Origin of the sequence: Vibrio sp. SCSIO 43132 (assembly GCF_019904195.1) — a bacterium.
Classification (GTDB): domain Bacteria; phylum Pseudomonadota; class Gammaproteobacteria; order Enterobacterales; family Vibrionaceae; genus Vibrio; species Vibrio nigripulchritudo.
The window spans coordinates 2,176,517-2,188,197 of record NZ_CP063199.1 but is presented as its reverse complement, the minus strand read 5'-3'; the positions used below and the strand labels follow the sequence as shown (position 1 = coordinate 2,188,197).

The following is an 11,681-nucleotide window of genomic DNA, read 5'->3' as shown; positions in this document are numbered from 1 at the left end:
ATAAGCCAACAAGCACTGCTGTTGTTTGCTGCATCGTATTGAAAATGAAGAGTGATTTACCTAACCAATGATAGCAGAATTAACGTATAATCACCGCCAAATTTAAGATGAGTAACACCTTAACATGATAAAAATTGGTCAAACCAACACATTGGAAGTGGTTCGTAAAGCAGAATTCGGTCTGTTTTTGGATGCGGACGACTACGGCACTGTGCTTCTGCCCAACAAACACGTACCTGTTGGTGCAGATTTAGGCAGTGAGATTGATGTTTTTCTTTATTTCGACTCTGACAACCAGCTCTGTGCAACGACTGAAATGCCGATTGCTCAGGTAGGCGAATGGGGTCTGATGAAAATTGAAGGCATCAACAGCACAGGCGCATTTGCCAGCTGGGGGATTGATAAGAAAGATCTGCTGATTCCATTTAGCGAACAGCGTGCTCGTTTTCGCCCCGGTCAGGAAGTGCTTGTGTATGTCTATACCGATAAGGCATCAGGTCGAATTGTAGGAACAACCAAATTCAATAAGTGGTTGGACAAAACACCTGCGAAGTACACCAAAAACCAACAGGTTGAATTGATTGTTGCGGAGCGCAGTGATCTCGGCTTCAAAGCGATTGTTAATGGTGAGCACTGGGGAATGATTTTCCGCTCGGATGTGTTTGGAAAGTTGTTTATCGGTAAGCGTTTAAAGGGCTACATCAAGTCTGTGCGTGAAGACGGGAAAATCGACCTGTCACTGCAAAAAGTCGGTACCGCAAAAATGGACGACCTAAGCAACAAGATCATTGAGACTTTGGAAAAGAAGGATGGATTTTTGCCGCTTAATGACAAATCCACACCAGAGGCTATTTTTGCAATTTTCCGTACCAGTAAAGGTACATTTAAAAAGACCATTGGTGGGCTGTATAAGCAGGGAAAAATCGTTATCGAGAAAGATGGTATTCGCTTAAATAAGTGATTTTAAACGCCACTTATGTATTTCTCGAATTCCCGCCCAAAAAGAGCCCAGAACGATTCCTGTTCTGGGCTAGGGGAATGGCTCTTTTGTAAAGAGCCTGCGCTAATTGCTTTTACTAAAGCATAGTACACACAGGCTCAAATACCACCATATGTAGTGCCTAGAACAGGTTTCCGTCCCTAACTAGTTCTCTTGGAAGACCATTTTTTATTCGGTTTCCTACCCATTTTCCGATTCCGATGACATCTTCGCCAAATTTTACGATGACTTCACCTTTGCCGGAGAGGTTCTCAGGGCGGACATCTCTTCCCATAAACCATTCTCTGGCATCTTCGATATTCAAAGATATGCTTTGAGTTTCTTCACCTGTTGAGAGTGCCATGATGGCTTCATGTTGCCAGCGGTAACCTTTCTTATGCGCTTCTGCCAGCTTAATGCCCATGCGATCAAAGCGAATCTCGCCGATCATTGATTCTAGTGCGGTAGGAAACAGCCATACTTCTTTGTCTCGAAGCCATAGCTGAGTTTGGTCTGGTAACGAAATTCCTAGCGTTTCGGTTAGGTGTTTCTCCACATCCTGACCGACTTTTTTCGATGCTTTGTCAAAAGGGAACTTACCCAGACGCTTTTTCACTTCAGGAGATTCAACAGAATGGTGTTTACGAAGGCGAGCAACAAAAAAGCCTTCGCTATCAAAAATCTGTGGGTAAATATGAAGGAAACCATCTTCGGTAATCGCGTTTTCAGCGTTTTCGAACAAACCGTGTAATGGTTCAAAATCGACGGCGTCGCCAAATTTTTCTTTCAAGTGGTGACATACCTGCTGGTTTTCTTCCAGATTCAGTGTACAGGTCGAGTAAACTAATACGCCGCCGGGCTTCAATGCGTAGAAGGCACTTTCAATCAGATCTTTCTGGGTGTGGGCGATATCAAGAACCGATTCTTTGCTCCAGTTATTCATCGCATCAGGGTCTTTACGAATGGTGCCTTCACCAGAACAAGGTGCATCTAGCAAAATGGCATCGAACTGTTCTGGCAACCATCCACCGAATATGCGTCCATCAAAGTTGGTTAACGCAACGTTTCGCACACCACAACGTTGGATATTTGAGTACAGTCCCTTAATTCGGCTGGCAGAAAACTCATTAGCAACGAGGGCACCACGGTTATTGAGCGCTGCTGCAATTTGCGTTGTTTTTGAACCTGGCGCTGCTGCAACGTCTAACACGGTATTCAGAGCATCGACGTCGTTGTCTGCAAGCAATGCCGTCACGGGCATCATTGAGCTGGCTTCTTGTATATAGAAAAGTCCAGCCATATGTTCTGCTGTGTTTCCAAGAGGTACAGTGTCAGTTTCTTCTCTTTCAATCCAGAAGCCAGTATCGCACCAAGGTACAGGTGTCAAAGTCCAGCCTTTCGCCTCTGCTCGAACTAAAAAGTCCTCAACTGAAATTTTCAGAGTATTCACACGAATACTTCGACGCAGCGGACGTTTACATGCCGCGATGAATTCATCCATATCCAGATGAGAAGGCATAATGTCTTGAATTTGACTGATGAATGCGTCTGGGAGTTTGATGTTAGAGTGCAAAGTGGTATCTCTGAAGAAAAATTTGCTGCCAATTCTAACGGAATATAAAAAAAATGCAGCCTAAAGTAAGGCTGCATTATTAGTTTGAGGTGGCTTAAATTACCTAGGGATAGGTGTTCGCCATTCCAGCCATTCTGGTTGTGATACTGCATAAAGGAAGAACGCAGACTTTTCTTTCGCTTCAGGAGGAAGAGGGCGTGTATCCGGAGTAGCAAATGCAATGCCTCCGCGGACTAAGCTGTCTACCGTGCCTGCTTTGATTTTGGCGCCAGTAATGCCTATCGACACATCGACACCAGAAACGTTCCAAAATACTGTATTCTCACGTACTAAGTGTTCAAATTGATGATCAACCTGAATGGTGGTGATGATGCGATCGGCAAACGCCCCCAGATTTACGTCAATTACACGACCCACTTCCATGTCGCGGTATAAGAGAGGCGTACCAACGGATATAGAGTTTCTTCGCTCGCTCTGGAGCTGAAACTCTTTGCCCTGTAACTGGCTACTTTGCATATGAAGTTTGAAGGCGAAAGTGCTTTTCTTACCTGCCGGCTCAACATCGATGTATTTCGACAGCAAGGTTTCGATGTTTTTCACACCTCGTAAACCGACTTCCGGCTGAACAAGCCAGAAGTGAGATTTATCCAAAGCGATGTTTTTAACAAACTCAGGAAGAATCCGAGCTTTAATTTCGACCTTCTCTGCAGTGAAGTTTGGAGTGACCAGAGTGACTTCGCCAACTGGAACCCCTTGGTATCGAATTTCCATACCCGAAGCGACACCAAGAGCACTGTCGCTGGTCAGAGTAATCAAACGCCCGTACTTTCTCGCTTCATCGTAGTTGTCATACAGTTTCCAGTACTGTTTTAGTTTGTTTTCCACACCAGGTAGTGAATCAAAAGCAATACCGCCTTGAATCAAGGTTTTGACTGGCGCTGCTTTTATGTTGACTCCGTTGAGGTCGGCGTTGACTTCAATACCAGAACGATTCCAGAAAACGGTGTTTTTGCTTAGCAAATGTTTGTACTGGTTATCCATTTTTAAGTGGAGCAGTACGCCTCCGTTAGTCAGTTTGAAATCGGATACTTTACCTACCTGTAGATTGCGGTAGAGAAGTGGCGCACCTTTGGAAACCGAAGGTAAGTTTTGACTAAACAGAGTGAGGTCGTATGAGCCAGACTTGTTAAATTCAGCGAGTTCAGCGAGCGACTGACTGGCAAATAATGGGTAATTCGTTTTAGGTTTCTTACTACCAGAAGAAATAAAGCTGATCGAACCTGAAAGTAAGCGTTTGGCTGGTGGCACCGATACGCTGATCCCAGAGTCAGTCAGCTCGGCTTTTGCGCTTCCATCAACAAAGAAGCGGTTGCGGCTTTTGATTAAGTGGGCGTATTGCGCATCAATCAGTGCCTTCATCTGAACCTGATCATTGTCCAGTTCTATGTCGATGATACTTCCGACCTGAATTCCGCGGTAGAGTACATGAGTTCCGTATTCCAGCCCAAAAGAATCCTTCGACGTGAAGGTTACTTCCAAAGAACCGGGCTTTTCCAGTGCAAATACGGACTTTCTGATGGCGGTAAACTCGCGTGATTTCTCACCCTGACCGGGTACCAGTGTCAGGAAGTTACCTGTCACAAGGTTTCCGATGTTTTCAATCCCGGTTAGGGAAACTTCTGCTTCTTCCAATAAGAAGCGTGTACCTGTATTCAGTGTGTCGGCGAAGCTTGGTTGAATGGACGCATAGGCGATGATTTTCGTTCTATCGAGAGAAAGCTGAATATCCGTGATCTGACCAATTTCAATGCCGCGATAAACAATCGGAGCACCATTGGTGCTGACCTTGTTGTCGTTCGGTAACTCTATCTGAATAGGGATACCGCGACCTGCGGTTTTGAGATCGGGATAGAGTTTAAACTCGGCCCCTTCAGTAATCGGTTGTCCTTCGTCGGGCGAGTCCACAGCAATTGCACCGCCCAGCATAGCACTCAGGCTTTCTACCTTAACGTCTACGCCGTCAAACCCAACGTTTGCACCTATTCCGCTTACGTTCCAGAAACGGCTTTCACTGGAAACCAGATGACGGTATTCGTCTTCTATGAAAGCTCTGATACTGACTGAGTTACCGTCAGGGTCTAGCTGATAACCGTATACTTCACCAATTGGGATTTTCTTGTAGACAATTTGGGAGCCGACTGAAATCGAACCCAGATCGGAAGAGTGGAGCACAATGTTCAGCCCCTGATTTGCTAGCAGATCTGTCGGGCTGTTTTCCAACGCGGTGTAGACGGTATCAAAGTCGTCATCTTCGTCATCACTGGCGCCTGGGTGAATGGCAATGTAGTTACCGGATACTAAAGCATCCAGACCAGATATGCCGGATAAGCTGGCTGTTGGTTTAACCAGCCAGAATCGTGTCTGACCGCTCAGTAGTTTAGTGGCTTCCGGGTAGATATCTGCTTCTACAAAAATATTATCCAGTTCAGGGGAGAGTTTGATATCACGCACCATGCCCACTTCCAGACCTTGGTAACGAATCGTGGTTCTGCCTGCAATAAGCCCCTGAGCGTCTGAGAAATAGATCTGAATTCGCTGACCCGCTTCGTTGACGGCTTTAACGACCAGCCACCCCGCGAGGCAGATGGTTATGATCGGCAAAAGCCAGAGAGGGGAAATGCCAATATCCCGTTTTACACGTGGTGTATGGGCGCTTTGATTGTTGTCTAAACTACTCATTTAACGTCGCTTTCCGTTCCGGGACTTCTTTATGGTCCCATATTAACCGGGGATCCAAGCTCTCAGTTGCCAGCATAGTCAATATGACAACAATCGCAAAGGCAACAGCTCCATATCCCGGTGTAAAATCAAGAATTTGTCCTCTGTCTACCAGAGTCATCATGATCGATATGACAAATAAATCCATCATCGACCATTTACCAATCCATTTCACAGCAAAATAAATGTTCATTCGTGTTCTGTGACGTGTTTTCTGTTTGAACTGGACACTCAAAAGGATGTACCCAAGCCCAAGAATTTTTATGGCAGGAACCACAATCGATGCGACAAAAATAATCACCGCGATGCCGGGCATTCCGTTTTTCACCAGAGACGCCACTCCAGAAAAAATCGTGTCTTCCAGTCGCTTTCCGTTGGTCAGTAAAATGGAAATAGGAATAACGTTAGCCGGGATAATCGCAATGGAAGCGGCAATCAAATATGCCCACGTTTTCTGAACTGAAAAGGGACGCCTGTGATTCAGAGGGCTATCGCAACGGTCACAGCGAATCGAATCTGGTTGCGACAAATGGCAACTGTGGCAATGAATGTCTTTTCTGGGGTAGTCGAACCCTGATTCTGGCTGCCATGTTTCCCAATATCGGCGAACGCTGATTCGGGTGACAAGCATGAGCGAAAACAGCTGCAACATAATGAGCCCCAGCAGCCCCCAGCCGACAAAAATATCCGCATAATCCTGCAACTTGAAGCAGGAAATACCAATGCTGATCAGGAATACATCCAGCATCATCCAGTGTTTTAGGTGCTGAATATTAAGAAGAGAGTATTGAAGGGGGCGAAACCAGCGGTAGCGTAATGAAAGATGAGCAACCACCACAGACATGCAAACAATAAAAGGTGCAATTGAGGCGCAGAACAGAACCAGCAACCCAAGCCCGACAAACCCTTCCTGCATTAATGAAAACGTGCCGTCGGGAAGAGTAGCCGGAATCATCACCCCAAACAGGCGAATGCTGATAAAAGGAAAAAAGTGAGAAGGGATAAAAAGCAAAAGGCAGGCGACAGCTAATGCTAAGTTGCCATTAATAGAGCGCTCACCACCGCGGTACAACTGAGTGTTGCAACGGGGGCAATGTGCGCTTTGCCCCTTAGAGATGTCCAGCTTATCGACAGGGAGCTCACAATGCTGGCAAAGGCGTACTTGATTGACTTGCTGCGAGTGCTCCTCAGTCAGCGTCATCTTACTTTCCGCGTTGTAATCTTTATCGATTTCTTGTGACAATGTCACGCTCCGGTTTGAACGCTACCATAGAGTGTTTGATACAGCCCATCTTGTTGAACCAATTCAACATGCGTACCTGCTTGAGTTACTTGCCCGTCTTCTAAAACATAGATCAGATCAGCTTGTTTTACGGCAGACAATCGGTGAGCGACAATCAGTGTTGTTCTTCCAGCGAGGAACTGATTCAGAGCAGAATGCAAAGCAGACTCAGTAGCTGTATCCAGCGCCGACGTGGCTTCGTCCAGAATAACGAACTTCGGATCGCTCAAAACCATGCGGGCAATAGCCAGCCTTTGTCGCTGTCCTCCCGATAGCCTTACACCCTGTCGACCGATTTGAGTATCCAGACCATCGGTCAGTTGCTCTGTGACATCTTGTAGCTGCGCCACTTCCAGTGCTTTCCAAAGCTCTTGGTCACTGTGGTTGCTGCCTAAAGTCAGATTATGCCTTAAGCTGTCATTAAAAAGTATAGGTTGTTGTAATACAACGGCAATTTGTTTACGTATGAGCTCAAAGCCTATATCGTCTGAAGAGTGACCATTAAACGATATTTGCCCCGAACTTGCTCTGTAAACCCCGATTAAAAGCTGAATCAGGGTAGATTTTCCTCCGCCACTTGCTCCAACAAGCGCTACCTTTTTGCCTGCCGGAATTTGAATCGACAACTCATTGAGTACCGTTTTTTCATCGTTGTAAGCGAAAGTGACGTCTTTGATATCTACATCCACGCTGTTGCTCATGCCAAACGGATCCACTTTACCACCTGAGCGTTTTTCTTCTTCAAGGGCAAGTAAAGAGTTAATGCGTTTCAAAGCAGCTTTTGCGCTATACCAGGAAAATTGAATTCCCAGAAGCTCCTGAACGGGCGTGAGCATAAACCAAAGGTAACCGAATACCGCAAAAATCTGACCGATGGTCAGATCACTGAACAGAACCATAAGCATGGCAACAGCCCTGAACAGTTCAAAGCCAAGTAAAAATAGTAAGAATGATACTCGACCAGCTGCTTCCGACTGCCACGCGTATTTGTCGGCGTCGACTCGGATGTCGTTCGCTTGCTCTTTCAACTGGTCCAAGAAAATACGTTCTTTGTTAGCAGCTCGCAGTTGGTAAATGCCGTCGAGTGTTTCAATCAGTCGGTTTTGGAAGCGTTCAAAAGATTGGTTTTCTCTCTTCTTTAAGTGCTTTACTTTGCCGCCAAGCTTACGAGAGAAGTAAATAACAATAGGGTTAACAAGCAGAATAAAGAGCCCAAGTCGCCAGTCTAGCCACAAGAGAATACCCGCAGTACCGATTACAGTAAGAAAGCTGACAATAAACTTGCTCAGTGTCGACCCGATGAACTGATCGATGGTTTCGATATCAGTGATTAAGTGGGCATTGATGCCGCCACTTCCGCGCGTTTCGTACTGTGCAATGCTGATTCGACCCAGTTTGTCGATCATGATTTCACGCATCTTACAAGTTATTGTCTTGGAAACGAGTGTGAACTGCCGACTTTGAAGAATATTAAGCGCCTGCGATGCGCAACGCATCAAAATAACCAGCAACAGGGTAAGACCTATATAACCCGTTGGAGTTTGCCAGTATTCGGGTAAAACCTGATTCATTGCAGCCAAACCACCGGCTGGCTGGTCCATAAGTACTTCGTCGACCATAAGTGGCATAAGTAGGGGAATGGGCACACTGATTAAAGTCGCAGCAATTGCAATCAAGTTAGCGACCATCAAGCGTTTTTTGTGTTTTTTTGCTTGTGTTAAAAGCCACGAACGGCTAATAGTGTGTTCTCTCATAACGAATTTTTTACAAATGCCAGTTTTATTACATCAATGTGGCATTGTACGTACATCTCAGGGAAAAAGAAGAAAATGATAGAAAAGCAGTACCAGACTCTGACAAAGCAAGCACAGGCGATCATTGAAGGAGAGACGGATTTAATTGCCAATTTGTCGAACCTAAGCGCCTTGCTGAATATGGAGCTGGACAGGCTTAACTGGGTTGGTTTTTATCTTATGAAAGAAAACGAGTTAGTGCTCGGTCCATTTCAAGGTAAACCTGCTTGTGTGAGGATTCCGGTTGGGCGAGGTGTTTGTGGAACTGCTGTTGCAGAAGATAAAGTTCAGCGAATTGAAAATGTCCACGATTTTGAAGGGCACATTGCCTGTGACGCAGAAAGTAACTCAGAAATTGTGATTCCATTTCGAATTAATGGAGAAATTGCTGGAGTACTGGATATTGATAGCCCTGAAATCGAGCGTTTTGACCAAAAAGACGAAGCGGGTTTGACCTTCTTAATGAAGGAAATTGAAAAGCTGCTCAATTCCCACGCGAACAACGATTAATTTACAACTTGGTTGTGGTTTTTCCTAAGCATGTCACTATAATAGCGAAAATATTTACATGAACGCTTTGCGGACAGGCCGCAACAACCAGGAATCCTCATGGAAAACACTGAAAAGTTAAAAAACAGCAAAGAAGTTATTGCATACATTGCTGAATGTTTCCCTAAGTGCTTTACTTTAGAAGGTGAAGCTAAACCATTAAAAATTGGTATCTTTCAAGATTTAGCAGATCGTCTGAGTGAAGATCCGAAAGTAAGTAAAACTCAGTTACGCGCTGCTCTAAGACAATACACGTCGTCTTGGCGTTACCTACATGGTGCAAAACCTGGCGCAGTTCGTGTGGATCTGGACGGTAACGAATGCGGTGCCCTAGAAGAAGAGCACGTTGAACACGCTAAGACTGCACTTGCAGAAAGCAAAGCGCGAGTTCAGGCTCGTCGTAAAGAGAAAGCAGAAAAAGCACGTGAAGAAGGTAAAGCGAAAGCGAAGGCAAATAAGCCTCAAGCTCGTAAAGCGAAGCCTAAAGCACAAAAACCTCAGAACAATAAAGCAGCAGCGCCTACGCGTCCGTTGAATGACGATGACATGATCATTGGCAACTCAGTGAACGTAAACATGGGTAAAGGGAATATGGCTGCTACAATTGTTGAAATTAACAAGGATGATGTGCGTGTGCAGCTGAACAATGGCCTGCAGATGGTCGTAAAAGCGGAGCACCTACGCGCTTAAAGGAGAAATTCCTACGCATGAAATGTCGTTCTAAATTGACTCTGATTGCTGCCAGCTTTATGTTGGCGGCGTCAGCCCAGGCTCTCGAAGCCAAACTTTCCAAAGCCGACTTGCCACTTCTTGCTCCTGAAGTCCAACACACCACAGCGAGCAAACGAGTGACTTCCAGACTGACTCGTTCACACTACAAGCATTTCAATCTTAATGATGAATTCTCTCAGGCGATGTTTGATCGCTACGTAGAAATGCTTGATTACAACAAAAACATCTTCACTCAAAGTGATATCAACTCATTTGCTGAATGGTCAGTACAGCTTGACGACCAGTTGAAATCTGGCAGCAATATGATTGCGTTTAAGTTGTATAACCTGGCAAACGAAAAGCGTTTTGAACGCTTTGCTTACGCGTTAACCCTGTTGGATCAAGAGATCAAGTTTGATACCGATGAATCGATGATGGTTGATCGCTCTGATGCCAAATGGCCTACAAGCCAGGAAGAGATTAATGAGCTTTGGCGCAAGCGAGTGAAATACGATGCGCTAAACCTGAAGCTGACAGGCAAAGAGTGGTCAGAAATTAAAGAAGTGCTCGAAAAGCGTTACAACAACGCAATGAAGCGTATTTCCCAGACCAAAAGCGAAGACGTTTTCCAGCTTTACATGAACGCGTTTGCCCGTGAAGTAGACCCGCATACCAGTTACCTTTCTCCTCGTAATGCAGAGCAGTTCCAGTCAGAAATGAACCTTTCACTGGAAGGTATTGGCGCGGTTTTACAGATGACCGAAGATTACACCGTGATTCGGTCGTTGGTTGCTGGTGGTCCGGCTTCTAAAAGCAAGCAATTGTCGGAAGGCGACCGCATTATTGGCGTCGCGCAAGACAAGGAAGAGATGGTTGACGTTATCGGATGGCGTTTAGACGACGTAGTCCAGCTCATCAAAGGTCCGAAGGGAACAAAAGTACGTCTGCAAATTTTGCCTGAAGCAAAAGGTGCGAAAAGTTACGATGTCACAATTGTTCGCGATAAAATCCGACTTGAAGACCGCGCTGTAAAATCTGAAGTATTTGAAAGAGATGGCAAGAAAATTGGCGTACTTGAAGTGCCAAGCTTCTATGTTGGTCTTTCCAAAGACACAGACAAATTGATCAGCGAGCTAAAAGAACAAAACGTAGACGGTATTGTTGTTGACCTGAGAAACAACGGCGGTGGTGCGTTAACTGAAGCAACTGCCTTATCTGGTCTGTTCATTAAGAGCGGTCCGATTGTTCAGGTTCGTGACAGCTATGGTCGCATTGAGCAGAATAGTGATACTGGCGGGCAGATCAGTTATGACGGTCCGGTTACTGTTCTAGTCAATCGCTACAGTGCTTCGGCATCTGAAATCTTTGCTGCGGCACTTCAGGATTATGGTCGAGCCGTTGTTCTGGGTGAAAACTCGTTCGGTAAAGGTACGGTTCAGCAACACAGAAGCTTGAATCATATCTACGATCTGTTCGAGAAAGAGCTGGGATATGTTCAGTACACCATCCAGAAATTCTATCGAATCAACGGTGGCAGTACGCAAAACAAAGGCGTTGTTCCAGACATTGCATTCCCAACTGCCGTTGAACCCGAAGAAACGGGTGAAAGTGTAGAAGACAATGCACTGCCTTGGGATCAGATCAAAAAAGCCGAATATTCAGTATTGGATGACAAGTCTAAGTTAATTGCCGAGCTTACTGCGCTTCATGACAAGCGTATTGCTTCTGACTTGGAATACTCCTTCATTAATGAAGATATTGCTGAATACAAAGCAGAGAAGGAAGAAAATTCAATTTCTCTGAATGAGGCTGCTCGTAAGCAAGAACAAAATGAAGCAGAAGATAAGCGTTTGAGCCGAATCAATCAGCGCCAGAAGGCGATGGGAGAGAAGGTTTACAAGAGCTTAGAAGACCTGCCGAAAGATTATGAGGCACCGGATGCTTACCTTGATGAGGCGGTAGCGATAACGGTAGATATCGTCAAGAAAACAACCTCTTAAGGTTAAATAATTTGAA

At 45.3% G+C, this 11,681-nt stretch carries 8 protein-coding genes; 4 read left to right on the top strand and 4 right to left on the bottom strand.

Going from position 1 to position 11,681, the window contains the following annotated elements; all coding sequences use genetic code 11:
• Positions 1 to 124 precede the first annotated feature (124 nt).
• A complete protein-coding gene (locus INR79_RS09960) occupies positions 125 to 961 on the top strand; it encodes a S1 RNA-binding domain-containing protein (protein WP_223093948.1) in 837 nt (278 codons plus the stop codon).
• Positions 962 to 1,121: 160 nt separating this feature from the next.
• On the opposite strand, the gene rsmF is transcribed toward INR79_RS09960, so the two are convergent.
• The 4 genes from rsmF to INR79_RS09940 all read right to left on the bottom strand — a co-directional run bounded on the left by rsmF (position 1,122) and on the right by INR79_RS09940 (position 8,366).
• The gene (gene rsmF / locus INR79_RS09955; RefSeq protein ID WP_223093947.1) at positions 1,122 to 2,552 is read right to left on the bottom strand and encodes a 16S rRNA (cytosine(1407)-C(5))-methyltransferase RsmF; all 1,431 of its coding nucleotides are present in this window, start codon (positions 2,550 to 2,552) and stop codon (positions 1,122 to 1,124) included.
• A 99-nt stretch (positions 2,553 to 2,651) separates the two neighbouring features.
• Complete coding sequence (locus INR79_RS09950; RefSeq protein ID WP_223093946.1) at positions 2,652 to 5,291, bottom strand: MlaD family protein; 2,640 nt, start codon at positions 5,289 to 5,291, stop codon at positions 2,652 to 2,654.
• Positions 5,284 to 6,531: a paraquat-inducible protein A gene (locus INR79_RS09945; protein ID WP_223096986.1), complete on the bottom strand. Its 1,248-nt coding sequence runs from the start codon at positions 6,529 to 6,531 to the stop codon at positions 5,284 to 5,286. The genes INR79_RS09950 and INR79_RS09945 overlap by 8 nt, the downstream gene beginning before the upstream one ends.
• 44 nt (positions 6,532 to 6,575) lie before the next feature.
• Complete coding sequence (locus INR79_RS09940) at positions 6,576 to 8,366, bottom strand: ABC transporter ATP-binding protein (protein ID WP_223093945.1); 1,791 nt, start codon at positions 8,364 to 8,366, stop codon at positions 6,576 to 6,578.
• A gap of 75 nt (positions 8,367 to 8,441) precedes the next feature.
• Here INR79_RS09940 and INR79_RS09935 point away from each other — a divergent pair, with 75 nt between their 5' ends.
• From INR79_RS09935 to prc, 3 genes are all read left to right on the top strand, one after another.
• Positions 8,442 to 8,915 carry a GAF domain-containing protein gene (locus tag INR79_RS09935; protein WP_223093943.1) on the top strand — a complete coding sequence of 158 codons (474 nt, stop codon included), beginning with the start codon at positions 8,442 to 8,444 and terminating at the stop codon, positions 8,913 to 8,915.
• A gap of 99 nt (positions 8,916 to 9,014) precedes the next feature.
• A complete protein-coding gene (gene proQ / locus INR79_RS09930) occupies positions 9,015 to 9,644 on the top strand; it encodes an RNA chaperone ProQ (RefSeq protein WP_004401684.1) in 630 nt (209 codons plus the stop codon).
• Positions 9,645 to 9,661: 17 nt separating this feature from the next.
• The gene (gene prc, locus INR79_RS09925; protein WP_223093941.1) at positions 9,662 to 11,665 is read left to right on the top strand and encodes a carboxy terminal-processing peptidase; all 2,004 of its coding nucleotides are present in this window, start codon (positions 9,662 to 9,664) and stop codon (positions 11,663 to 11,665) included.
• Positions 11,666 to 11,681 lie beyond the last annotated feature (16 nt).

Coding starts and splice junctions, on each gene's coding strand:
- prc (WP_223093941.1), top strand. CDS start 9,662: ATGAAATGTCGTTCTAAATTGACTCTGATTGCTGCCAGCTTTATGTTG.
- INR79_RS09935 (WP_223093943.1), top strand. CDS start 8,442: ATGATAGAAAAGCAGTACCAGACTCTGACAAAGCAAGCACAGGCGATC.
- proQ (WP_004401684.1), top strand. CDS start 9,015: ATGGAAAACACTGAAAAGTTAAAAAACAGCAAAGAAGTTATTGCATAC.
- INR79_RS09945 (WP_223096986.1), bottom strand. CDS start 6,531: ATGACGCTGACTGAGGAGCACTCGCAGCAAGTCAATCAAGTACGCCTT.
- INR79_RS09940 (WP_223093945.1), bottom strand. CDS start 8,366: ATGAGAGAACACACTATTAGCCGTTCGTGGCTTTTAACACAAGCAAAA.
- INR79_RS09960 (WP_223093948.1), top strand. CDS start 125: ATGATAAAAATTGGTCAAACCAACACATTGGAAGTGGTTCGTAAAGCA.
- INR79_RS09950 (WP_223093946.1), bottom strand. CDS start 5,291: ATGAGTAGTTTAGACAACAATCAAAGCGCCCATACACCACGTGTAAAA.